The sequence below is a fragment of the Nostoc sp. DSM 114167 genome (assembly GCF_052692655.1).
Genome location: NZ_CP195116.1, coordinates 557,557 through 581,220, shown reverse-complemented (window position 1 = coordinate 581,220; position 23,664 = coordinate 557,557). Strand labels below are relative to the sequence as shown.

The window sequence follows — 23,664 nt, the reverse complement described above, 5'->3', positions numbered from 1 at the left end:
TCCTTTTGTTCAAGCGACAAACAGTCACCAACTGAGTGGTGATATATTTTGTATTATATATGTATTACAAAAAAAGACAAGGCTGATAATACAGAAAAACCGTTGATATTTGCCCTAGCTGACGTTTAAAATAGGTATTCAAGCGGAGGAAATGAAAGCTTGAAATTGATATTGGTAGCTCCCGACTCTTTGTTGTGTGCAGCCTTTCAACAGAATTTTAATTACTTACCCAATGTAGAAATAGTGAATGACTATTTCGAGTGGTTGCCAGATTTTGATTGTATGGTCAGCCCTGCTAACTCTTTCGGCATGATGGATGGTGGAATAGATGCGGCAATTATCCGTTTTTTCGGCCCTTCCTTAATGGCAAGAGTCCAGCAGCGCATTCTTGAGGATTACTTGGGCGAACAGCCTGTGGGAACATCAATGATTGTGGAAACAGATCATCAGAAACATCCTTTTTTGGCTCATACCCCTACGATGCGAGTTCCCATGATTATTGCTGGGACAGATATTCCTTATATTGCAATGTGGGCGATGCTGCTGACAGTTCGCCAGCATAACCAACACGCTAGCCAAAAAATCAACACCATTGCCTGTCCTGGATTGGGTACAGGAATAGGACGAGTGCCATATACTGAAGCTGCTAGACAAATGGCATTAGCTTACGATCATTTTCTCTATCCACCCAAGCATCTCAATTGCATAGTTGCGGCTGAAAGACAACTTCAGATATGGAAAGGAGGAGATTTTAGGTAAAGCAGGACTTACGCATTTAAAATCTGAAACCTAGTGTGCTTCGCACATTCCCTCTTAATTTACGCCAACTGCTCCACTTGCAGTATCCCCAAATGGAGCAAGTGGCTTCCTTTTGGCTTTCAACCTGCTTATAAATATGAGGAAGTTCATGAACTTATCTTTGAAAGTGGTTATCTGATGCAAAGTATTAACCGCTCCGAAGAAATGGCAGAAATTCGCCAAAAAATTATTCCAGAGTCTAAGTTTTATGACCAATGGCATCTTACATGGAGAGGTAAAGACGGTTCGTAAGTAAAATAATCTAAAATTTAAAATCCAAAATTGAATGCCAAATAAACGTTTCTATCACATTGGCTTTGGACAAGACGATTTAGGTTCATCGCCTCCCAACATTGCCTTATTATCTGGCGATCCAGAGCGATCGCGCTTAATTGCCCAAACTTATTTACAAGATGTACGCGTGTTGTCCGAAAATCGCGGACTCAATAGCTATGTAGGATACTTACCGAATGGTCGTACCATTTTATCAGCTACAAGTGGTATGGGTGCGCCTTCATTAAGTATTGTTGTCAACGAGTTGATACAAGTAGGAATCCGGCAAATTATTCGCATTGGAACTTGCGGATCGATCCAACCTTATATACCAGCCGGTAGTGTTGTTATTAGCAGTGCAGCATTATGTCGCCAAGGTGCAGCGAATGACATTGCACCTGTGGAGTATCCAGCCGCAGCCGATCCTTTTCTGACGGTCGCTTTAGTTAAAGCTGCACGAGAATTAAAAGTTGAACATTACATCGGAATTACGGCATCAGTTGATACTTTTTACGAAGGACAAGAACGCACTGATTCAGCGAATCCAAATTTAATGCGATCGCTGTATGGCATTACAGAAGAATATCAGCGCTTGAATATCTTGAATTATGAGATGGAATGCGGCACGCTATTTAAAATGGCAGGTGTGTATAATTTTGCGGCTGCTGCTGTTTGCGGTGTAGTTGCTTCGCGTACTGATAGTGAAAATATCATCTTAGAACAAAAAGATATTGCTGTGAAAAATGCGATCGCAACTGCTGTAAATGCAGTAGCAACCTTTGAGTAAGTTAACAAATTTATCTTATCCAACTTCTTAGTATGTCAGATTTAATCTGCTCTAAATATTTTTATCATGTCTTTACCTAATCTTTAATTTACCAATCAGTAATTATATGTAAGATGTATTGAGTAAGATGCAATTTCATCTTTTTGATATATAGGACTAGTATTTTATTTTTGAAATTACTCGTAGAGGCAGGGAACAGGCAATAGGCAATAGGCAATAGTGAAGAAGAGGATTATAAGTGTACGGATTTTTTTCAGAAATCAAACCGGATTCCTATACATATATAAAAAATTAACTAATTTAAAACTAAAAAAGTCGTTATAAATGTCTATTTTAAATAGATATAATTTGAATCTTTATCTGAAAAACTTGTTATTTAACACCATGTTTTACAGGCGCCATGATGAGTTTAGCTATTAAGAGTAATCACAAAAATTGGAGCGCAGTATAACATGAAGAATGCTTGGAGGCGTTGGATTACAACCGTTAATCTAGCTGCAATTGCACTAATGCCGACGCTGATATTTTTAGCATTCTCTCATCGGGCAACAGCAGACGATCCAGGAGCGTGTTACATGATAACTTCTTCTGGTAAAACCGTTGGATTAGAAAGGATTTGTGGCAATATCATAGCCGCACCTTCAGATAACAAAGTTTTTCGAGTCTCAATCAAACGCCGTTTTGGTGGAACTCCTGTGATTGATGTCACCTTCAACGACAAAAAAACCTTTGAAATGATTGTAGATACAGGTGCTAGTGGAACCATTATCACTCAAGATATGGCAAATACACTTAAACTACAGGCTACAGGTACTATGCAAGCCCAAATTGCCGATGGAAGTGAAGTAGAATTCTCAACGAGTAAGGTAAAATCTATTGCAGTAGGTGGAGTTAAAGCCAATAATCTTCAAGTAGCGATCGCACCAAAAGCAAGCATCGGCTTACTAGGTCACGATTTCTTTGGCAACTATGATATTAGGATTCTGGAAACAGAAGTTGAATTTCATCACCGCTAAGTTATAACACCATCCAGATATTTGCGACTTGTAAAGATTTTACTTGTTGCATAGAAGATTTGCGAAAACAGCCGATATGACATTGTAGCTAGCCAAGTATTTTTACATACAAGGACAGACAACATATGTCAGTTGAAGGTATTGACGTTTCTGATTACAGCGAGAATATCGATTGGGAAAAAGTGAAAAGTCAGGGTATTCACTTTGCTTATGCCAAAGTGAACTACGGAACCTATAAGCAAGATACTCAGTTTGCTTCTTACTGGCCTGCCATAAAGAAAGCTGGTATTATTCGTGGGGCATATCTCTTCTTTCGTCCTTCCGAGGAGGTTGACCCGCAGGTAAAAATGTTTGCTCAAGCCCTAGAGATAGAACCAGGCGATCTCCCCCCAGTCGTAGATATTGAACAAGACTATTACAATCATGGACAGAACGATCATTGGGATGACTTGAGTTCCACAGAAAAGCTTAACAAAATTACCAACGTCTTAACTGCGGTGGAAGTTGCTACAGGTTATAAACCGATCATCTATACTGGGCCTAGCTTTTGGGACGATAAGATCAAAACCTCACGTTTTGCTGACTATGACCTATGGATTGCACATTTTGATACAAACACTCCTACTATTCCAGGTGGGTGGGAATTTCAAACTTTCCACCAATACAAAGGCGACCAGACAGGTTTTCCTGGGATAGCAGGTGATGTAGATCGGAATAGATTCAATGGTGCTTTGGATCGTCTTCAGGCTTTAACCGTTCCTGCTGTTTCACTTCAGGAAGGTCGCATCGGCCCGAAAGTCAAGAAGTTGCAGCAGGCTTTAAAAAAAGTTGCCCAAGACTCAACTCACCCAGAATTCGATCCAGGAGCGCCAGATGGTATTTTTGGCCCAACTACTAAAAAGGCTGTTATCGCTTATCAGCAAGCTAACAGTCTCACAGCTAATGGCATTGTTGCCCCTGGAGACAAATTAGCGATCGCCTAAGTTAAGCTTGATTGTGAAAAAAATCTTGATGGCTTGCACAAACGCGATTAATCATGTATCTAAGTTACGTTTAATGTAAATTAAGCTTTGAAACCCTTGTAATTTCATAGGTAATCCCAAAAGCGAGAAACCCCTACGGAATCAGCAGCGTTTCTAATTCACATCAAACGTAAGTCATACAAACCCAAAAAAAGCATTTTTGACAACTAAATACTACTATTAAGTAACCGTCAATTAAATTATGGGAATGGTTTGTGGTTGCATTTCTACAAACCCTCCCCCAAATCAATCTTGACAGTCTACTTTTCTCGGTTCGCATACCCTAATTATCAGCAAGAGATTTCTTTGGCAACGATGACATCAAGATTCTGGAGAAAGAGGGCAAATTTAATCGCCGCTAATGCTTGTAGTTTGTCAATTTTTTAGATTTGTATATTGAAATTATTTCAACCTGCCCGTTTCTTTCAAGAGTTACTCAGCCCTCCTGAAGCCGGTTAAGAGCGTTATAGAATAGAAATAAACCTGACATACATTACGCTGATTCAGCAGAATTGCCCATGACCACTTCTAAACGCCAATATCACATTACTACTTTCGGTTGTCAGATGAATAAAGCTGACTCAGAGCGCATGGCTGGCGTTTTGGAAGACATGGGCTTTGAGTGGTGTGAAGATCCGAATCATGCAGATGTGATTCTCTACAATACCTGCACCATTCGGGATAATGCTGAACAAAAGGTATATTCCTATCTTGGCAGACAAGCAAAGCGTAAACATGAGCAGCCTGATTTAACTCTTATCGTTGCTGGTTGTGTTGCCCAGCAAGAAGGAGAAGCGCTGTTGCGGCGAGTGCCAGAATTAGACTTGGTAATGGGGCCACAACACGCCAACCGTCTGAAAGATTTATTGGAGTCAGTATTTGAGGGCAACCAAGTTGTCGCAACCGAAGCAGTTCACATTATTGAAGATATCACCCAGCCGCGACGAGATAGTACAGTGACCGCTTGGGTAAACGTAATTTACGGCTGTAACGAACGCTGCACCTATTGCGTAGTTCCCAATGTGCGCGGTGTCGAACAATCTCGCACGCCGTCAGCTATCCGGGCTGAAATGTCAGAATTAGGACGGCAAGGTTACAAAGAAATTACTCTACTCGGTCAAAATATTGATGCTTACGGCAGAGATTTACCTGGAGTCACACCAGAAGGTCGGCATCTGCACAACTTTACAGATTTGCTTTATTACGTGCATGATGTACCGGGGATTGAAAGGCTAAGATTTGCTACTAGCCATCCCCGTTATTTTACTGAGAGATTAATTCAGGCTTGTGCTGAGTTACCCAAGGTGTGCGAACACTTCCACATTCCTTTTCAATCTGGAGATAATGAACTTTTAAAGGCGATGGCGCGGGGTTATACCCATGAGAAATATCGCCGGATTATCGATACCATTCGGCGGTATATGCCAGATGCCTCGATTAGTGCTGATGTAATTGTCGGTTTTCCTGGAGAAACAGAAGCACAGTTTGAAAATACCCTGAAACTGGTGGAAGATATTGGCTTTGATATGTTGAATACAGCAGCATATTCGCCACGTCCGGGGACACCAGCCGCTTTGTGGGACAATCAACTAAGTGAAGAAATTAAAAGCGATCGCCTGCAACGGCTCAATCATCTGGGAAACTTGAAAGTAGCAGAGCGATCGCAACGTTACTTTGGACGCATTGAAGAAGTTTTAGTAGAAGACCAAAATCCTAAAGATCCAACCCAGGTAATGGGACGTACTGGCGGTAATCGTTTGACCTTTTTTAGCGGTGACATCAAAGAACTCAAAGGGCAGTTGGTGAAGGTAAAAATTACCGAAGTTCGTCCTTTTAGTTTGACGGGTGAACCAATTGAAGTGAGGCAAACTGTTTTTCACTAAGAAGCATTTAAAGATTATACCCCTGACTTATGATGAAGTTACCGCAAACGATTCCAGTTCTTCTTTTTGGGGCTAGCTTGGCTGTAATTTCCCCTCAACATTGTGCTGCTTTCACTGTTCAAGAAATAGCTATTCTTGCTAAAGCATCAAGCGATTTGCCAACGGTCAAATCGGCTGGACTGTCCCCCGATATGGATGTGCCTTGGTCGAAAGCCGTAAAAATTGTTGACCCTTTTGAAGGGGAGTTTCTTGGGGTTTTCGACCGCAATTCTTTAGGTGGCTATTTGTACCGTGAAGGTTCAAAGCAAGTTATTAGTTTGTGGACTCCTTCAAGCATTCGAGTACTCGTAACAGTAAATTCGGGTCAAGCAATGTCTTCTTTTTACACCGCCGGTCGTGTGTATCCCAGACCTGACTATCTTAGATTTGTCACGACTAAAAAAGTCGATAAATTTTTGCTTAAGGTTAGAGAAAAAATTTTTCAATTAGACGGTTCAACCGGCACATTTGCTGTCAGTAAAGAATTAGCCGCTGCTTTGAAAAATGCTCCAGATGAGAACTTAGATATCAGACTAGTTTTGGAAGGAGGTCAAACTGTTGATAGCGAAATTGGTAAAGGGACGGTAAAAGCTTGGCGAATTATTTATTAAGCGATCGCATTTTTCAGCCAAGTATTTTCTATGTTTAATAAAGGAAAAACCTCTCCGTTATCATCAAAAGTTGATTGATAAAACTTATTTACAGATTTAATAAGAACGAACATTGTTAGAAGTAAGCCTGATTAATTCTTCAACATTGTTGGAGATTGTATTGCAAATAGTATTTAAAGGCAAGTCATTAGGATCGAACCCAAAAGGTTCTTCGATTTCTGAGCCAATTTGTTCAATACTTAATAATGTAAAACTTACAAAAGCCATTACTATACCAGTCCACCAATTTAAAAAGCTCACAATTTCCAAAGGCAATATAAGACAAAAAATTAATAACAGTTGTCTGAGTTTAATAGTATATATCAAAGGCAGCGGCGTTTTTAAAATGCGTTCGCAACCACCTAAAATATCGACTAAATCATCTACACAATTATGTAGAGTCGTTAATTGATAGACATTTAGACAATTCCGGTCATGCTGGTACTGCAAGTAATCTCCTATCCAATAAGCAATTTGTAGTGGAGGATGATCGCTATGTTGGAGGTGTAAATATTGTTTTTCAGACATTAATGATGCCAACTGAGTATCTAAAGGCACCGATCTTAGATGTAACTTCATTGCAACTGCAAAAGCAGCTACTAACCGAAGCATTGCTTCTTTTTCTAATTTATCCTGTGGTGTCTTCTCTTTAACTATTATCGCAATTCCCCGAGTTAAGTTACGCGATGTATTAACTAAAGCTCCCCATAGTTGACGACCTTCCCAAAATCTATCATGGGCTGTATTCGTCCGAAAGACTAATAGTAATGTAAAGCCAATATTAAAGCTTAAAACAGCATTAGTAAGAATATTGCTAGAATCTGAAAATGCTATTGGTAATCCTAAATGAGCTAAAAATGAGATGAAAGTACCATATATAGTACAAAAAATTACCCAAGGAAGAATGATAGAAATAATTGACCTTTCAAGCCGAATAGTTACTTGAAGCCAGTTCAGCTTTTCGCCTTTGTAAAGATGATACTTTTCTTTTAAAGAGTTTTTAGAATTATTTTCAAAATAGTTAGGTTGTTTCATGTTGTTAAGGTTTCAGAATTACATCAATTAGCAAACTAACTTTTTTAGCTCAATATATCTTGTTTAAGCAAGATGTAGGTTTCCATATAGTCACCGTAATGGAACTATAATAAACATAAATTATAGTTGTAACATTGAAATTTATTTCTGTGAACCATCTTTAGATAGGGAAATTCAATATTGTCTTCCAATTCTTCACCACAAACCTGATTTTCTGCTTATATTGATTAAAAGTTGTGGTATTTCACTGATTTATGAGATAATTAGACGAAATTTCCAGCTATTTACAGTAAGTATTTACTTTTTCTCATCAGCAAACCGATGCCTACAACAGACTACGCCTAAAAATTTGGGTTAATAACAGTGTAGTGAATGCGTAACTATCAAGCAACAAAAGGAGATAAACCCAATTAAATTTGATATTAAGCCAGGAGTTACCCAATTTTAGATGTCCGTTTTGAGAAAAAGCATTATTGAGATAAGGGTTATGCAAATACTTTTTAAAAGGACAGAACTATGTCATTACTAGATGATTTAGTCGAAACTTATTTTAATAAAGATTTAGCAACAGTATTTACACAAGTTGGCATTGAAAGTATCAAAATTACCGAAATCAATCGGCAAATTCTCAAAAAAGTATCGTTGCTCAATAGTTACTAGAGTCTGCTGAAGGTAAAAGCGATCTTGCTATCAATAAGGTTAATAATATTAAAACTATTAAGGCGCGATCGCATGAGCTAGGCTAGGCAATCTTAACAGTGCCGACAGAAATAGAGAACTATTTGACGCAATCGAGTTATTTCAATCAATTATTTCTGGTAACAGTATTGTTAATGGCGATCGATGAGTTTAATCTTTAAACTCTCCTCAACCAGATAGTGAGTTAAAAAATTTATAGTTTCTGTCCTGCATAAATCGATCGCACTTCGCCATTACGTCGGACGACTGCTTCGCCATTACTGACATCTACTAGTGTCCAACCGCTTGAGCCGATACTTTCACCCATATTGATGCGGCGAGTCACGCCATCAATTTTAAACAAAGCGGCAGATTTGTTGCCCAACTCTAGCAATCCCTCTAAGGTATTACTCGGAGCAACTGCGATCGCAGTTGCCGGATATACTTGTTCTTGAGTAATAGTTGGTTCTGACTCTGGTGCGAGTGCAGCACGCAATGGAACTACTGGTAATGCAGGCAGAGGTTTGGGTGTTTGGCGCACGGTAATGGGTGCAGTTTTGGCTGCCACCGGCTTGAGTTCGGCTCGTACAGCCGCAGCTAACATATTGACAGTTACAGGCTTGGCAGCTTGTCGCACTGTATTCAGGGCAGTTTTCACAACATTAGGTTGAGATACCCGTAACGCACTGGCAACTTGTGGTAAAAGTGTGGGAGTCCCCGGAATGGCTGGAAGGGCATAGCGCATTGGTGACGGCGCTTGATAAACGGGGACATAGATACGCTCAACAACGCTTCCAGAACGATTGGGGGCTGGTGGTGTATTATTAGCTAGAAGTGGAAGTGCTGGTAGATTACCAGTTGCTTGCTCACGACCAAGGGCTATTTGGTTAGTATTTGCCTGACTGGAAAATCCTGGATTGAAAGATTTTTGATTGCTTTTTGCTCCTTGCTTATCTATAACAGCCAGCGATTGGAGCATATAGTCAACTAACTCTGCCTCAATTTCTGTTTTTACGGGCAACCGTGACTGCGATTGCGGCAATAGAAGCGCCGACTCAGGCAATTTATTATTTAAAAGATATACGACTCCAGACTGCACCAAGTAAATCGTGCTAGCGATCGCCACGCCTAAAGTTGTTCCGATAATCAGCAGTTTGCCCAAAACCGAACTAGTTTTTTGACGCTTTCTACTAACTGGTTTAACAGTAGAGGTGTCAAATACAACGGTACTCAATTGCTTGTGCCGATCTTGAGCAACTGACTGTACTCCTTGATTCCAAGTAATCTGTGGTATCATAACTGTTTGCAGAGGCACATATTCTGGAGGCGATTGGCGTTGAGCTTGGGCGGAAACTCCAGCAACAAAGTGGCTCGATCTGTTCTGACTACTGTGCCTAACAGTTTGAGAAGGCAGATTACCACTAGCATCCAGAATGTAGTCGATATCGGCAAAGAGTTCATCCATTAGGCCATCAGCATAGTTTTCTATCGACCAAGGCTCGTTGGTGATTAAGTCTTCTGATGGTTCTGGTACTATGAGACGGGTGCTGGCTTCTTGTAACATAGACGTTCTGGGTTGTTGCTTGGACGAGGAAACGCCACCCCTACTGACTTGAAAGTGCTGAGTGCTGAGTGCTGAGTGCTGAGTAAAAATACCAGTTCCCAGTTTCCAGTCCCCAGTTCCTCTTTCATACTTGGTGGTGATACTTGTTTCATTGAGACTGCCTGGAAATTAGGATTATCAGAGGAGGCAGGTAGAGGGCAGTTATTACTGAAGTAAATAAGTATGAATAAAAACTTCAGCTTTGGGTAATTACCCGGTCTAAAAATCAGAATTGTATTAAGACGTGTTGAGCGAGATACAAAGCTTGGAGCCGCTTTGCCTCCGATCTTGCGCCTATCCTATGCAGTTGTGCGTGGGTTACTCCTGCCTGGTTGTTGAGCGTAGTCGAAACACTGCCTCCTGAATAATGAAACATCCAATCCCCCATCTGATTCAGATAAGTTGATTGAGTGTTGGTATTAAACTCAACTTTCATCTGGGGATTGTTGATGATGCCACTACTAATCTTGATGTCATCTATCATACCAATCTCTCTCCCTACTACTATACTCAGTCTTTATCAAGCTTGTGTTAAGCTAACGCTGGAAACTCTGACTGGCTCTTGGTTCTACGCAATTCTAGATATAATAATAAGGCGTTAATATCCGCTGGGTTTACACCACCTATACGTGCAGCTTGACCAAGGGTGAGTGGTTTTATGTGAGTCAGCTTTTCCCGTGCCTCTTTAGAAAGAGTATCAATTGTTGTGTAGTCTAAATCTCTAGGTAACTGGCGGTGAGCTTGGCGGGCAATTTGGTCAATTTGATTTTGTTGCCTAGCGAGATAACCAGAATATTTGATGTCAATTTCTGCGCCTTCTTTCTCGGCCCGGTTGAGGTTAGGGTTTCCCAGTCCGAACCTGTCGAGGTCAACGTAATGTAATCCTGGACGCCGCAACAAGTCATTGAGGGTAATCGAACCTTTAATTGCTTGTTGCGTATCAGATGCGATCGCTATTCCAATTTCATCATGTTCTTTAACTCGTATGGCTTGCAATCTTTGTTTTTCTGTGGTGATATTACCCTGTTTTTGAGTAAATATATCCCAGCGGCGATCGTCAATTAAACCAATCTCCCTTCCCAAGGGTGTCAGACGTTGGTCGGCATTGTCAGAACGCAATAGCAATCGGTACTCTGACCTACTTGTAAGCATCCGGTAAGGTTCCCGTAGGTCTTTTGTACACAGGTCATCAACTAGCGTCCCAATGTAACTTTGCTCGCGGGCAAAGACAACCATTTCTTGAGAGCGAACAAATCGAGCGGCATTAATTCCCGCCACCAGCCCTTGAGCAGCAGCTTCTTCATAACCTGTGGTGCCGTTAATCTGCCCAGCACAAAACAGTCCGGCAATCTTTTTAGTCATCAGTGTGGGGTAACACTGAGTTGCTGGTAAATAGTCATATTCCACTGCATAGGCGGGACGCAGCATCACACATTTTTCCAAACCAGGGAGAGTCCGCAACATTTGCAGTTGCAAATTTTCTGGCAACCCTGTAGAAAACCCTTGAATATAAAGTTCGGGTATATCCCTTCCTTCTGGTTCAATAAAGATTTGGTGGCTTTCTTTGTCGGCAAAGCGGACAATCTTATCTTCGATACTGGGACAATAGCGCGGCCCTTTGGCTTCCACCCAACCGCCATAAACTGGCGACAGGTGCAAATTTTCTTGAATCAGGCGATGGGTTTCGGGGGTTGTGCGGGTGATGTAACAAGGCATCTGTTCCCGTTCTACCCACACATCTGGGTCAAAGCTAAACCAGCGCACATCTTCATCTCCTGGCTGGATCAGCATTTTACTGTAATCTACCGATCGCTTATCTACCCGCGCTGGAGTTCCAGTTTTAAGTCTGCCGGTTTCAAATCCCAGGCGATTTAGGGTTTGTGTCAATCCTTCAGCCGCAAATTCCCCAGCGCGTCCGGCTGGCATTGATTTGTTTCCAACCCAAATTTTGCCTCCCAGGAAGGTGCCGGTTGTCAAGATGACTGCTTTACATTGGAACCCGACACCAAAATATGTTTCAACCCCAATGACTTCATCATTAGCGCCCAGCACCAAATCTGTTGCCATACTTTCGCGGATTGTCAAGTTTTCTTGATTCTCAACAACATTTTTCATCACGGCTGCATATTCGCGCTTGTCCGTCTGGGCGCGTAATGCCCAAACAGCAGGCCCCCGTGAAGAGTTGAGGATACGTTTTTGCAAGTAGGTGCGGTCTGCTAGTTTACCAATTTCTCCGCCGAGTGCATCTACCTCATGAGTCAACTGAGATTTAGCTGGGCCACCTACTGCTGGGTTACAAGGTTGCCAAGCGATTTTATCCAAGTTGAGCGTCAATAGCAGGGTACGACAACCGAGGCGTGCAGAGGCAAGAGCTGCTTCGCAACCGGAGTGACCTGCACCGACGACTATGACATCAAAAGCGTCTTGGAATTCAACGGAATTGTGCATGGTCATACTTACAGGATCGGCAAGCTTAGAGTTCTTTTCAATTTTAACTGTTCCAGTGGTTTCATGGATGTAACTTTCTAATAAAAAAGTTATCAAACTTACTAGTACTCACTTAAAGGCAGGATTTCATTTTTTAACTTTAGAGAAAGTAAAAAATATCATTTTTTAAAATTTGTGACAACATTCCGGTTTGGCGATCGCAGTTATTGTTCAGAGCGTTAACCCAGCACCAATTAATTTATCACTGGTATATATTAGATATTTTCTCGAATTTGGATTATACGATAGTTCAATGCCGATAAACTATCTGTGATTTTAAGTTATCAATAATCAATGCCGCCTAAAAAATATCAATTCTATTCTTGAATCACTAAGTAATTATTTAGAATGAAACTTACCCTCAGAAATCAAAGAAATATTAATAGGTTTATTAGAAAGACAAGTTTCATCAGTATCGTTATATTGATGATTTTTGTATTAGTAGCTAGCAATGAGATTACCCACCACAAAGTTGCTATAACTGCTCAACCATTACAAGAATGCTTGATTAATAATTCATTACCTTGTATAGATACCTCTAAAAATACAAGATCGGAACCATTTATTCCCGATCCCAAATTAGATGCTAAACAGCGTTTTTTATCTGCGATCGCTAGAAAATTAGCCACAATTCCCCAGCTCGGTACTTATGAATATACTTTGCTGCGAAGCTATGGTGCAGTATTCGTAAATCCCGATGTTGGGATTAAACTACCGCCAAAAGATATTTTTGCTAATGAACAAGAAACCCAAGAGTTTCAAGCTACTTTAACAATGGGTCATGTTGATGGCACTAACGACTGTTATTTACAAAAATCGGCGGCTGATGCTTTAAATAAAGCGCGAGTCCAACAACAAATTCCGCTAAAATCTGGTTATGGCTCTGGTGATTGTACTCGCACTTTCAACACGAATTTAAGATTTTGGCACAAGTATGCTAACGATCGAGTTTTAGCAAAAGTTCAACAAGGTAAAGAAACAACAATTCTCGGTTTAGTTGCCCCCCCTGGAACTTCACAACATCTCTGGGGATTAGCAATTGATTTACGCGTAGGTAGTAAAGAACAGAGAAAAGCTCTTAATCAAAATGGTTGGTTTCAAACTGTAGAAAATGATACTCCCCATTGGACTTATGTGGGTTTATCTGAAGATAATTTACCTTTGTTTGGGTTTAAAAAACAAGCTATTAGAGGCATTACTTATTGGATTACGCCGCTTTGATTGTTCAAGAGCATGAAAACTTGGGAATACTAAACTTAAATGTGTATTGTCAGGGATTTAGCTATGCCAAATGAAGCTGCTAACCAGGAGCAAGACTTCCTAATTGATTTATTAAGAGCGACTTATCAAAATCAGGAACTATATCCAATTCTGCAACATAACTTAAGTAAACTCAACGATAATTTAGCTTTAAAGCTGCGAAAATGGGTAAGCGATCGCTTTGCTAAAGAACCTGCCATTGCTATTAATTTAGCTAGAGTTATTATCAAACTGAGTACCATTATTCAAGAGTTTGAACAAGGGAACATTGCTAGTAATTTAGAAATAGCGATTGCAGGTTATGAAACCGTTTTACAAGTGTGTACCCGTGAAGCTTTTCCCAAAGAATGGGATATCGTTCAGCAAGCTTTAATAACAGCTTATCAACAACGCCAGTATATTCTCTCCAGAACCATTGGTGAACTGCGAGAGCAGACTGTCCAAACTCAAAGTCAGATTAATACATTAACTGAGCAGTTACAAGAAGAATTACAACAAGCAAAATTACAAGTTAATGACTTAACAACAACAATTACGGAGTTAAAACAGGAAACGAATAGTTCAGAGTCAGCGCCAGAAATAACGTCTTTAATCGCTGAGTTAAAAGAGTTAAAGCAGCGTCAGATTCGTGTAGAGCAGTTTACTTCCAAGGTTCATGCTTCACCTAATATTGGGCAGTTCAATACAGCTATTTTTTATGATATTGAAAATCTCACAATGGGTAGAAGCAACCCTAACCTAAATTTTTCTCTGAAACAAATTCAAACAAATCTAGAAAATACTAACCTAGTTAATAAAATTGCTATCCAATGTGCTTATGCTGACTGGAGTGATTCTCGATTAAGGCTACTCAAGAATGAAATTCAAGAACTTGGCATCGAAGCAATTCAAATTTTTGATTACAGCCATAAACGGAATGCAGCAGATATGCAACTAGCCATTGATGTTATGGAATTAGCCCAGAGTCGTCCTACGTTGCAAGTTTTCGTTATTGTATCAGGCGATGGTGCATTTGCCGCTTTAGCTAAAAAGCTCCATGAGTATGGAAAAACTGTAATTGGATGTGCTTACGAAGGACAAATTAATCGTATTCTCAAGTCTGTTTGCGATTGCTTTATACCTATACCTGCTCCCCAGGTAAAAATAGAGGATATTCCAACTAATGAAGTAACTAGCGAAAGTTTATTAAATGATAATATTTTAATAGTAACTAATAAAGTTTTGCAAGATTTAAAGCAGAATATCGAGCAATTAAATCAGCTTCAAGAAGGTGGTATTTATCTGAATCAGATTTACCACATCTTGAAAGATAATATTCCCAATTTTGACCAAAAAAGAAAACAGCATGGTTACAAATTGGCAAAATTTTTAAAAAAAGTCATTGAAGGAACAGATATTTGTCTATCGAGTGATAATAATAAATTAATTTTGAGAGAAACGTTAACTTTAGGCTCTAATGGCTCATCAAATAGAACTTTAAATGGTGGTACCCCTTATTTAAGGACTAGAGTGCTTACTACAAACTCCGTCACCTAATTCTGAATTTTGGCGACTGACGTATGTATTCTGTTTTGATAAATTTCAAAATAAAAATCCAGTTAATCTTTACAACAAGTACAGGTAATTTAGCAAATAAAACTTTTTTATCTTTAGCTTTGTTCTTCAACTCTTGTAAAAGTACTTTTTACAAAAGTTGAAAAAAGAGTATGCTATTGACGACTGTTATTCATTAACAATCGTAAAGCCTTCATAATCAACGACTCCACTTACAGCATTTGGTAAATTAACGTTACCAAGTAAGGTGGCAGTTGCAAAGCCAGCGCCATTAGTATTTGTGGCACTACCTATACCTAGACCCGATCCAATACTGCACGCTTTGTGGATTTTTAACTCGGAATTGGATTTAGGGAAAAGGTTACTGGGTTTAGGTTAAAGGTTTTTCCTTTCCGCTTCCCCTTTTCCCCAAAACCCGACAAGTATTGAGACCCGATCTGTAGCAGCAAAGATCAATATCACAAAAAAGCAAGCCGATGAAGTCATTCATCGGGTGCAATCAACAAGGCTGGTATGCAAGACCAAGACAGTACGGACTTAATCGTGTGGCTTTGAGTGCCGAACAAGTGATTGCGTTGTTGGGAGTTAGAGCGACAGTAGCGGCTTAGTTGCTAAAGGTAGAAAGGGCGATTACTTCCCAAGACAAAAGCAATCGCCTCCAAAATCTAATCGCTTAAGAAGTACCAATCATGACACAAAGTACAGCAAGTAACCTCTTACTTCAAGTAGATGAGTGTCAAGAGAAAATTTTCCTACTTGCTACAGATGTGAATGCAGAGGTGTAAGAAATCCCTAGTACTGCAAGTGAGAAAGGCGTAGGCGTAGCCCGCCTTCGGCATCGCAGTCCAAGAGAAAAGCAATCGCCGCTCAACCGAAATTTAGACAATCGAAATCATCATGTCAAAAAAGCGGGGGCATTATTGATATCATGTCCGGGTAATCACTTATGATTACCGGATCTGTGCAAAAATCCCAAAAGTCTCTTTCCCCCAGCAAGAACTGCCCTCTAAATAATAAGTCTTCAACCGGACATGATATGACTGCGGGTTATGCCGCGATCGCTAACAGAAGAAATTCTGTCCAGCTTGGAATTGTTATGTTTTGAAGCTTAAAGCTATAGAATTTTTACGTTTTTTTCTATTCTCCATGACCTCAATTAAGACTTAAATGATAGCGATCGCACCTCAATTAAAATAAAACTATGAAAATCCCTGAATTATTACTTGATTCCATGCTCCCCTGCACCAACGAACTGACACGACTCAAAGCAGTGTATCAATTTCAGGGTTTGGATGCTCTACCCAATCGGGCATTAGATGACTTAACAGCACTGGCAGCCGATCTGTGCGAAACTCCAATGGCACTGGTGAGTTTTATCGGAGCCGATCGCCAGTTGGTTAAATCTAAAATAGGAATCACATTAACAGAAATTCGCCGAGACCTCGCGTTTTGTAACTACACCATTCGCCAGTCAGATATATTTGTGATTCCAGATACCCTGGCCGATCCCCGCTTTGCCACCAATCCCTTCGTTATAAATGCTCCTAATATCCGGTTTTATGCCGGAGTCCCCCTGGTAATCACTGGCGGTTGTGTCTTGGGTACACTCTGCGTCATGGACATTGAACCGCGCGATCTGAATCAGAAACAACGGAAAGGATTGCAGACACTCAGCCACCAAGTAATAGCGCAATTGGAGCTAAAGCGCAACACCACGAAACTGCGTCAAACGATCCCGGAAATCAAACAACTAAAACAGCAATTGATTACCCAGGAATTGGTTGGTCAACAAGATTCAATTCTGTTTAACCTGGCAAATCAAATTCGTAATTCTCTGGATCTGGACACGATTTTACAAACGGCAGTGAATGAGATTCATGCTCTGTTGCAAGTCGATCGCTGTGACTTTGTGTGGTGTCTGCCTAACAAAGATCGGTTCAAGTTTATGGTGACTCACGAAGCGACGAACCCAGAGATTCAGATGGCGTTGGGTGAACTTTCCTTAGGGCCAGGCTCCGTTCTGGCAGAAACTATCTTAAATCTAAATATGCTAAGGATTGAGGATGTTTCTACTACCTCAGAAGCACTCACTCCAGAGGATCGCGCCCTGCTGCATCAACTGGCAGTAACCTCGGTGCTGTTGCTGCCACTGAGAACCCATTCTGGTCAATTGGGTGCTATTGTTTGCCATCACTGTCGCGGTTCGCGCCAATGGACTGATAGTGAAGTCCGGTTACTCAAAGCTGTTACCGATCAAGTAGCGATCGCTCTCGATCAAGCAGAACTGCTTGCCCAAACACGAGCAACCGCCTTGGCAGCTCAAACTCAAGCCACCTATCTGGGGAACGCCCTGAGCCAGTTACAGCAAACCCAAATGCAACTGGTACAGCAAGAGAAGATGTCGAGCCTGGGACAATTGGTGGCCGGAGTTGCCCACGAAATCAACAACCCGGTCAACTTTATTAACGGTAATATTGCTTATGCAAGCGACTATGTTCGGAATTTGCTGGAACTATTGCATCTTTATCAGGCAACCTATCCCAATGGAACTGATGCTATTCAGGAAAAGATAGAGTTCATCGATCTTGATTTCTTGATGCAAGATTTGCCTAATCTATTGTCGTCGATGCAAATGGGTGGAGAACGAATTCGGCAAATTGTCCTATCTCTGCGCAACTTCTCGCGCTTGGATGAAGCCGAGATGAAACCTGTGGATATCCATGAAGGGATTGACAACACGTTGTTAATTTTGAAGAGTCGGTTGAAATTAACTAGTGCCAAGTTTGAGATTCAGGTGATTAAAGCATACGACAATTTACCGCCTGTTGATTGTTATGCGGGGCAATTGAATCAAGTATTTATGAATCTTTTGGGTAACGCGATCGATGCCTTAGATGAAACACCTAATCCGATTATTACCATTCAAACAGAACTTATTAGTAAAGAAAAATCGGGTAGTTCCGATTTCTCCCAACCCTCCCACGCAGATAGTGTAGTGATTCGGATTCGAGATAACGGTTCTGGGATGACAGAAGCAACCCAGCAAAAACTGTTCAATCCATTCTTCACCACCAAACCCATCGGTAAAGGAACCGGGCTAGGGCTGTCCATCAGCTATCAAATTGTGGTTGAAAAACATGGCGGCATTTTGAAATGTTCATCAGAACTTGGGAAAGGCAGCGAGTTCTTGATTCAAATTCCGGTTGAGCCTCTGGTTAAAAGTACTTGAAGTATGTATAAAATTATCAAAATATCAATTGTTCAAGTCTGACTTTGGGAATGCTAGGCTAAACGCCAACGATGATTGACTCATCGACTTGTAAAGTATGTCAAATGGTACGACAAGCTCACCGATTGTTCTCGCGCTTGATGATAGCCCTGTGATTCATCAATTGATTAAACGAGCGCTAGAACCGGGCTATCAAGTAATAACAGTCGCTAACGCGGTTGATGCCCTGTCGATCATTTATCATCAACGGATTTCAGTCTTGCTATTGGATGTGCAAATGCCGGATGTAAACGGGTTGGAGTTTTGCCGCACGGTGCGGAGTCTGCCCCAGTTTCAGCATTTGCCCGTGATTATGGTGACTTCTCAAGATTCCCCCTTCGATCGAGTGAAGGGTCATTTGGCGGGTGCAACAGAATATCTGATCAAACCTTTTGATGCTGAACAATTGCGAGAAGCTGTACAAAAATTTATTGGCTCCTGATGTGCTTGTTAATCAAACTTGGGCGTGAGCGCTCAGTTGAACGCTGCCCACCCCACAATAGTTATATAAATACTTAGATATGCAAATTAGATGTGGTTTAGCTTAACAGTATGCGATGGGTAAAACATTAGCGCAGAATGAGGATTTGCTAAGATTGGCACAGCCAGTTTTCTATCCTGACAGCCTTGCGGCGGCGATCGCAAAGATTTCTACCCATGACTCAAACTGCACCCAACGTCCCCAAGTTGATGACAATGGAGCAATACCTTGCCTATGACGATGGTACTGACACGCGCTATGAGCTTGTAGATGGAGAGTTAGTAGAAGTGCCGACTGAATCCCCAGAAAACTGCAAGCTTGCCAAACTCCTCATGTTGGAATTAGCAAAATACATTTCGATTGTGCTGATCAACCTCAAAGATATGGAAATTGTGGTGAGTGGCAAACGAGCAAAGGTGCGCTTACCCGATTTGACCATACTGAGTGAAGAAGGATACGCAACGCTGGTAGGACAACGCCGCAACACGATTACCCAAGATATGCCACCGCCAATCTTGGTGGTTGAGGTGGTTTCACCTGGACAAGACAACCGCGACCGAGACTATCGTTACAAACGCACAGAATATGCAGCGCGAGGGATTGCGGAATACTGGATTATTGACCCGGAAAAGCAACAAATAACGCTGTGCTTATGGGTGAATGGGCAATATGAAGACACGATTTATACGGGTAACACCCCCTTAGCATCGACGATCGTTCCTGGTTTTAAGTTGAGTGCTGCTCAGATTCTGGCATTTGGACAAAATTAGCTCCTTGGATTAAGATGCGTTGCACGTTATAGCTACGCCTAACCCAATACGGTTCGGATAAGCATTTTGAACTCAAAATAGGGTTTGGGGAAAAGGGAAATGGGTTTGCGGTTAAAGGTTTTTTATTCCCCTTTCCCCTTTAACCGAACCGTATTGACACCTAACCCCGCCGATATAGCGGTCGCCAGGTAGGTTAGGACATAAACTGAATATAGAACCAAGACACCAAGAGACTTTCAACCCTGTCCTCTGTCACCTGTTCCCTGTCCCCTGCTATAACTGGAAATTCGATTCAATAGCATGGGAGCAATTTCGCCGATCGCCAAAATATGTTGGGCGGCTCCCAAAGCGATCGCTTCTTTGGGCATCCCGAAGACAACGCAGGTTTGTTCATCCTGGGCAATGGTAGTACCTCCGGCTTGAGCGATCGCTTGTAATCCATCTGCACCATCCCGCCCCATACCAGTCAGCAAAATACCAACCGCCGATCGCGGGTAGCAGATGGCAACGGCTTGAAACAAAGCTGTCACCGAGGGACGATGCCCGGAAACAGGAGGGGTGCTGACGGTGGTTAATCGCCCTTGAGTATCGAGTTGCAGGTGTTGTCGTTCGGGAGCGAAGTAGACAGTACCCGGTTTGGGAAATTCTCCCGGTTGGGCGATCGTCACGCGCAGGAAACATTCTGCTGCTAGCCAATCTACCAGTCCTTGCAGAAATCCTTCGCTGATATGTTGGACGCACAGAATGGGTACGGGAAAGTTGGCAGGCAGTTGTTTGAGAATCGCGTACAATGCCTGGGGGCCGCCTGTAGAAGCTCCGATCGCCACGACTTTGGGCAGGGATGGCAAATTACGAATGGGGAACTGCAAGTTACTGACAGGTTTTAGGCTGAATGGTTCTGGCTTTTTGGGGCTAACAGGATGCGTTCTGGGTTCTACCGTCGCACGGGAAGTGTGGCGAGTAAAGACTGTAACCCCTGCCAGAACTTTGATCCGGTTGATTAATTCGTGCTTGACTTGTTCGTAGTCTGAAAGTGAGTCAATGTTGGGTTTGGGAAAAACATCCAAAGCACCCGCTTGCAGCAGTTTAAAAACATTGCGGGAATCTTCTTGAGTGTTGACGGAGGTGCTGATTACCAGAATGGGACGGGGATAGTCTGTCATAATTCGGCGGGTGAGTTCCAGTCCATCCATTTTGGGCATGTGTAAATCGGTGCAGATTACCTGGGGCTGTGCGGCTGGAATTCGCTCCAATGCTTCCACGCCATTGCGAGCAGTTCCCACTACATCCACTTCCAGGGAACTCGCCAGAATTCGCTTGAGGATGGTTAAGGCGACGAGCGAATCCTCCACCAGAAAGACGCGAATCGGGGCAGAGTTTTTCATGAATTGACAGTAAGTTGAGATTTTATAGCAGGAGGCAGGAGGCAGTGTTTCGACTACGCTCAACAACCAGGCAGAAGGCAAGAGGTAAAACTATTACTATTCCTAGCATTCACGTTTTCAAAATGTCCTAACCTATGTGACTACAGCTATACGAGAAAATTCTTCTTCATTCATCCAAAAACCTCTACACTAAGCGTTTGAGGGCTGACAGCAAGGCTTCTTGATTAAAGCTGCCTTTGATAATGTAAGCATTGGCTCCGGCTTCCGCACCCCGACGTTTATCTTCATCGCTGGCAAGGGAAGTAACCAGGATAATTGGAAGTTCGCTATATTCTTGATATTGGCGGATTTTGGCAGTTAACCCCAAACCATCGAGATTTGGCATTTGCACATCGCTAACAACGGCATCAACGGTGTGCGATCGCAGCTTGTTCAATCCATCCAAACCATCCACAGCAGTAATTACTTGATAACCTGCGGTTTCTAAAATCCGCTTTTCTTGCGTGCGTGTGGCAATAGAATCTTCCACTAATAAGACGGTTGGTTTTGTGGGTGCAACTTGACGTGTTTGGGTAGAAGAAATGGACTGCGATCGCGATCGGGCTGACTTCACCAAATCCTGGGGATTCAGCACCATACACACATCTCCAGTGCCTAAAATTGTTGCTCCCGAAACATTGCGGACTCGTTTAAGTAACTGACTTTGGGGTTTAATCACTACATCTTGCTCATCTACTAAGGCATCTACCACTACACCCAGTTGTGCTTGCCCAACCTGAAGAATAATACAGGAAAGTGCTGTTTCTTGAGTTAACCCAGATGACATCGGCGGCAGTTCTAATAGATCGGCCAACTGCACAATCGAAATCGGTTGGCTATCCCGAATTATTGTGTCCCGTCCCTCCAAGGGAAAAATCTCTTCTGATTTGATTAAGCAAGCGGTTTGCACAAACTCCACTGGGATGGCATAAGGCATTTGGTTCACTTGTACAATCAAGACATGGGCGGTTGCCAAGGTGATACCGAGATTGACGCGCAGCGTACATCCCTGTCCGGGAAACGATTCTACCTGAATCGTACCTTTCAATTTCTCAACATTAGTTTGCACTACATCCAGCCCCACACCCCGTCCTGATACTTCTGTAAGCAAGGGAGCTGTTGAAAATCCCGGTGCGAAGATCAACGCTTGGATCTGGCTGGGAGTCATTGCTGCCGATTCTTCCTCCCCGCAAATGCCCCGTTTCACCGCTATTTGTTTGATTCTATCCAGGTCAAGCCCCCGGCCATCATCACTGATTTCCAGCACAATGTTAGTGGGAGTCTGGTAAGCCCTGAGCCGAATCGTTGCCGTTGTTGGTTTTCCTAGCCGTTCCCGTTCCTGTGGTGGCTCAATCCCATGATCGATCGCATTCCGCAGAATGTGCATTAGCGGATCTTTCATTTCTTCCAACAGGCGTTTATCGGCAAGGGTGTCTTTGCCTTCTGCGATCAACTCCACCAATTTTCCCTGCTGCTGCGCCAGATCGCGCACCATCCGAGGAAAGAGGTTGAAAATCGTTGCAAAGGGCAGCAATCGCAGGGTACGAATACCTTCTTCTAGATCGCTACTTAGTTGTTCCAGTCGGGTTGTGTCTTCCGAAAGGGAACTCTGCAAGGTTTTCACCAAATGACCCAATTGCTCTAATCGTTTTTCCGAGTGATGATGAAAAGTTTCTAGACGTTGCAGGGCGACATCACCTTGTTGCTCTCGGCTGAACGCAAACCGATTAGTGAATAAATCTCGATTCCATTCTTCCCACAAATTGGCGATCGCCTCAATTTCTCCCAGCCGATGAGCAATCCGAATTTTGGTTACAGTTAACTCCCCTGCTTGCGTCATTAATGTATCCAGGTGGCGAGTACCAACGCGAATGGTTTCGATGCGGTAGCTATTGGTGGGGGATTTTGGATTTTCGACTTCGGCTTCGTTCTGTCGAACGATTTTGGATACTTCGACTTCGCTCAGTACAAGTTTTGGATTTTGGATTGCTCCGTTTTCCTTTAGCTCTCGATCCTTATCGAAAGTATTGTTTTGTACTGTATTTATGAATTCAATACTGTTGACTTCTGGTTCCTGACTTGGATTATTTTCCCTTTTCCCTGGTTGCGCTCCCATCAATTCGGCCAGAACAGAAAAGGTATCAACCTTGGCAGGTTCTCCGGTGACGGCTTCATGAACGAGTTTGCGGATAGCAGCGATCGCATGAGCGAGGCGTTCATAAGGTGAATCTGTTGTACCCTTGCCCAATGAGGATGCAGGATTTTCTTGTTGCTTGAGTTGAGTCAAAACATGCTCAATTTGATGTGCCAGAGTGCCTATATCTTTGATTCCCAGCATATTGGCATCGCCTTTGAGAGAATGCGCCTCTCGCATCAAGGCTTCCAGGACAGCCAGATCGTCAGGATGGTTTTCCAAATGCAGCAATCCATCATCCAGGTTTTGCAGGTGTTCTTCGCTAGCTACTTTGAAAACGTCTCTCAGTTCTTCATCATCGATCATCATGGTGTTATCTCAGGGGTTAGGGGACAGGGGGCAGGGGGCAGGGAGCAGGGGGCAGGGGAGCAGGGGGATGGAAAAGAGGACTTAGGGCAGGGTGAGCTTTGCAGGGGAAAAGTTTCCCCTTTTCCCCCTGCTC

Annotated in this window: 22 protein-coding genes; 15 read left to right on the top strand and 7 right to left on the bottom strand. The window is 42.3% G+C overall.

Annotated elements, in window-relative coordinates:
- Positions 1-159 precede the first annotated feature (159 nt).
- The 6 genes from NSTC731_RS02490 (at position 160) to NSTC731_RS02465 (ending at position 6,429) form a co-directional block, all read left to right on the top strand.
- Positions 160-759, top strand: a complete 600-nt coding sequence (locus tag NSTC731_RS02490; RefSeq protein WP_445629479.1) for a macro domain-containing protein — start codon at positions 160-162, stop codon at positions 757-759.
- Positions 760-1,084: 325 nt separating this feature from the next.
- Entirely contained in the window at positions 1,085-1,858 is a 774-nt protein-coding gene (locus NSTC731_RS02485) for a nucleoside phosphorylase (RefSeq protein ID WP_445629478.1), read from the top strand.
- A gap of 452 nt (positions 1,859-2,310) precedes the next feature.
- Positions 2,311-2,874, top strand: coding sequence for a retropepsin-like aspartic protease family protein (locus tag NSTC731_RS02480; protein WP_445629477.1), 564 nt, complete (start codon positions 2,311-2,313; stop codon positions 2,872-2,874).
- Between the two features lie 125 nt (positions 2,875-2,999).
- Positions 3,000-3,857, top strand: a complete 858-nt coding sequence (locus tag NSTC731_RS02475; RefSeq protein WP_445629476.1) for a GH25 family lysozyme — start codon at positions 3,000-3,002, stop codon at positions 3,855-3,857.
- 557 nt (positions 3,858-4,414) lie between these two features.
- Positions 4,415-5,779: a tRNA (N6-isopentenyl adenosine(37)-C2)-methylthiotransferase MiaB gene (miaB, locus tag NSTC731_RS02470; RefSeq protein ID WP_445629475.1), complete on the top strand. Its 1,365-nt coding sequence runs from the start codon at positions 4,415-4,417 to the stop codon at positions 5,777-5,779.
- A gap of 29 nt (positions 5,780-5,808) precedes the next feature.
- Positions 5,809-6,429 (top strand): hypothetical protein, encoded by a 621-nt coding sequence (locus tag NSTC731_RS02465; protein WP_445629474.1) that lies wholly within the window; start codon positions 5,809-5,811, stop codon positions 6,427-6,429.
- Between the two features lie 96 nt (positions 6,430-6,525).
- On the opposite strand, the gene NSTC731_RS02460 is transcribed toward NSTC731_RS02465, so the two are convergent.
- A complete protein-coding gene (locus NSTC731_RS02460; RefSeq protein WP_445629473.1) occupies positions 6,526-7,503 on the bottom strand; it encodes a bestrophin family protein in 978 nt (325 codons plus the stop codon).
- A gap of 516 nt (positions 7,504-8,019) precedes the next feature.
- Here NSTC731_RS02460 and NSTC731_RS02455 point away from each other — a divergent pair.
- Positions 8,020-8,163 carry a hypothetical protein gene (locus NSTC731_RS02455; protein ID WP_445629472.1) on the top strand — a complete coding sequence of 48 codons (144 nt, stop codon included), beginning with the start codon at positions 8,020-8,022 and terminating at the stop codon, positions 8,161-8,163.
- A gap of 232 nt (positions 8,164-8,395) precedes the next feature.
- Here the strand turns inward: NSTC731_RS02455 and NSTC731_RS02450 are convergent, their stop codons facing one another.
- The 4 genes from NSTC731_RS02450 to mnmG all read right to left on the bottom strand — a co-directional run bounded on the left by NSTC731_RS02450 (position 8,396) and on the right by mnmG (position 12,238).
- Entirely contained in the window at positions 8,396-9,745 is a 1,350-nt protein-coding gene (locus NSTC731_RS02450) for a hypothetical protein (RefSeq protein ID WP_445629471.1), read from the bottom strand.
- Positions 9,715-9,897: a hypothetical protein gene (locus NSTC731_RS02445; protein WP_445629470.1), complete on the bottom strand. Its 183-nt coding sequence runs from the start codon at positions 9,895-9,897 to the stop codon at positions 9,715-9,717. Before NSTC731_RS02445 ends, NSTC731_RS02450 begins: the two co-directional genes overlap by 31 nt.
- A gap of 113 nt (positions 9,898-10,010) precedes the next feature.
- The gene (locus tag NSTC731_RS02440; protein WP_445629469.1) at positions 10,011-10,268 is read right to left on the bottom strand and encodes a hypothetical protein; all 258 of its coding nucleotides are present in this window, start codon (positions 10,266-10,268) and stop codon (positions 10,011-10,013) included.
- Between the two features lie 47 nt (positions 10,269-10,315).
- The gene (gene mnmG, locus NSTC731_RS02435; protein WP_445632259.1) at positions 10,316-12,238 is read right to left on the bottom strand and encodes a tRNA uridine-5-carboxymethylaminomethyl(34) synthesis enzyme MnmG; all 1,923 of its coding nucleotides are present in this window, start codon (positions 12,236-12,238) and stop codon (positions 10,316-10,318) included.
- A 381-nt stretch (positions 12,239-12,619) separates the two neighbouring features.
- Between mnmG and NSTC731_RS02430 the strand changes: the two genes are divergently transcribed.
- From NSTC731_RS02430 to NSTC731_RS02395, 8 genes are all read left to right on the top strand, one after another.
- Complete coding sequence (locus NSTC731_RS02430) at positions 12,620-13,492, top strand: D-alanyl-D-alanine carboxypeptidase family protein (protein ID WP_445629468.1); 873 nt, start codon at positions 12,620-12,622, stop codon at positions 13,490-13,492.
- Between the two features lie 63 nt (positions 13,493-13,555).
- Entirely contained in the window at positions 13,556-15,067 is a 1,512-nt protein-coding gene (locus NSTC731_RS02425) for an NYN domain-containing protein (protein WP_445629467.1), read from the top strand.
- Positions 15,068-15,561: 494 nt separating this feature from the next.
- Entirely contained in the window at positions 15,562-15,693 is a 132-nt protein-coding gene (locus tag NSTC731_RS02420) for a hypothetical protein (protein WP_445629466.1), read from the top strand.
- A gap of 338 nt (positions 15,694-16,031) precedes the next feature.
- On the top strand, positions 16,032-16,190 hold the full coding sequence (locus NSTC731_RS02415; protein ID WP_445629465.1) for a hypothetical protein: 159 nt from the start codon (positions 16,032-16,034) through the stop codon (positions 16,188-16,190).
- A gap of 96 nt (positions 16,191-16,286) precedes the next feature.
- A complete protein-coding gene (locus tag NSTC731_RS02410) occupies positions 16,287-18,314 on the top strand; it encodes a GAF domain-containing sensor histidine kinase (RefSeq protein ID WP_445629464.1) in 2,028 nt (675 codons plus the stop codon).
- 97 nt (positions 18,315-18,411) lie between these two features.
- Entirely contained in the window at positions 18,412-18,795 is a 384-nt protein-coding gene (locus NSTC731_RS02405; protein WP_445629463.1) for a response regulator, read from the top strand.
- Positions 18,796-18,910: 115 nt separating this feature from the next.
- The gene (locus NSTC731_RS02400; RefSeq protein ID WP_445629462.1) at positions 18,911-19,072 is read left to right on the top strand and encodes a hypothetical protein; all 162 of its coding nucleotides are present in this window, start codon (positions 18,911-18,913) and stop codon (positions 19,070-19,072) included.
- Positions 19,050-19,604 (top strand): Uma2 family endonuclease, encoded by a 555-nt coding sequence (locus NSTC731_RS02395; protein ID WP_445629461.1) that lies wholly within the window; start codon positions 19,050-19,052, stop codon positions 19,602-19,604. Before NSTC731_RS02400 ends, NSTC731_RS02395 begins: the two co-directional genes overlap by 23 nt.
- Before the next feature lie 236 nt (positions 19,605-19,840).
- On the opposite strand, the gene cheB is transcribed toward NSTC731_RS02395, so the two are convergent.
- Positions 19,841-20,989 carry a chemotaxis-specific protein-glutamate methyltransferase CheB gene (gene cheB, locus NSTC731_RS02390; protein ID WP_445629460.1) on the bottom strand — a complete coding sequence of 383 codons (1,149 nt, stop codon included), beginning with the start codon at positions 20,987-20,989 and terminating at the stop codon, positions 19,841-19,843.
- Between the two features lie 184 nt (positions 20,990-21,173).
- A complete protein-coding gene (locus tag NSTC731_RS02385) occupies positions 21,174-23,531 on the bottom strand; it encodes a hybrid sensor histidine kinase/response regulator (RefSeq protein WP_445629459.1) in 2,358 nt (785 codons plus the stop codon).
- Positions 23,532-23,664 lie beyond the last annotated feature (133 nt).

Coding starts and splice junctions, on each gene's coding strand:
- mnmG (WP_445632259.1), bottom strand. CDS start 12,238: ATGACCATGCACAATTCCGTTGAATTCCAAGACGCTTTTGATGTCATA.
- NSTC731_RS02405 (WP_445629463.1), top strand. CDS start 18,412: ATGTCAAATGGTACGACAAGCTCACCGATTGTTCTCGCGCTTGATGAT.
- NSTC731_RS02385 (WP_445629459.1), bottom strand. CDS start 23,531: ATGATGATCGATGATGAAGAACTGAGAGACGTTTTCAAAGTAGCTAGC.
- NSTC731_RS02460 (WP_445629473.1), bottom strand. CDS start 7,503: ATGAAACAACCTAACTATTTTGAAAATAATTCTAAAAACTCTTTAAAA.
- NSTC731_RS02430 (WP_445629468.1), top strand. CDS start 12,620: ATGAAACTTACCCTCAGAAATCAAAGAAATATTAATAGGTTTATTAGA.
- cheB (WP_445629460.1), bottom strand. CDS start 20,989: ATGAAAAACTCTGCCCCGATTCGCGTCTTTCTGGTGGAGGATTCGCTC.
- NSTC731_RS02425 (WP_445629467.1), top strand. CDS start 13,556: ATGCCAAATGAAGCTGCTAACCAGGAGCAAGACTTCCTAATTGATTTA.
- NSTC731_RS02400 (WP_445629462.1), top strand. CDS start 18,911: ATGGGTAAAACATTAGCGCAGAATGAGGATTTGCTAAGATTGGCACAG.
- NSTC731_RS02420 (WP_445629466.1), top strand. CDS start 15,562: ATGAAGTCATTCATCGGGTGCAATCAACAAGGCTGGTATGCAAGACCA.
- NSTC731_RS02415 (WP_445629465.1), top strand. CDS start 16,032: ATGATTACCGGATCTGTGCAAAAATCCCAAAAGTCTCTTTCCCCCAGC.
- NSTC731_RS02480 (WP_445629477.1), top strand. CDS start 2,311: ATGAAGAATGCTTGGAGGCGTTGGATTACAACCGTTAATCTAGCTGCA.
- NSTC731_RS02475 (WP_445629476.1), top strand. CDS start 3,000: ATGTCAGTTGAAGGTATTGACGTTTCTGATTACAGCGAGAATATCGAT.
- NSTC731_RS02450 (WP_445629471.1), bottom strand. CDS start 9,745: ATGTTACAAGAAGCCAGCACCCGTCTCATAGTACCAGAACCATCAGAA.
- NSTC731_RS02445 (WP_445629470.1), bottom strand. CDS start 9,897: ATGAAACAAGTATCACCACCAAGTATGAAAGAGGAACTGGGGACTGGA.
- NSTC731_RS02465 (WP_445629474.1), top strand. CDS start 5,809: ATGATGAAGTTACCGCAAACGATTCCAGTTCTTCTTTTTGGGGCTAGC.
- NSTC731_RS02485 (WP_445629478.1), top strand. CDS start 1,085: ATGCCAAATAAACGTTTCTATCACATTGGCTTTGGACAAGACGATTTA.
- NSTC731_RS02455 (WP_445629472.1), top strand. CDS start 8,020: ATGTCATTACTAGATGATTTAGTCGAAACTTATTTTAATAAAGATTTA.
- NSTC731_RS02440 (WP_445629469.1), bottom strand. CDS start 10,268: ATGATAGATGACATCAAGATTAGTAGTGGCATCATCAACAATCCCCAG.
- NSTC731_RS02395 (WP_445629461.1), top strand. CDS start 19,050: ATGGAGCAATACCTTGCCTATGACGATGGTACTGACACGCGCTATGAG.
- NSTC731_RS02410 (WP_445629464.1), top strand. CDS start 16,287: ATGAAAATCCCTGAATTATTACTTGATTCCATGCTCCCCTGCACCAAC.
- miaB (WP_445629475.1), top strand. CDS start 4,415: ATGACCACTTCTAAACGCCAATATCACATTACTACTTTCGGTTGTCAG.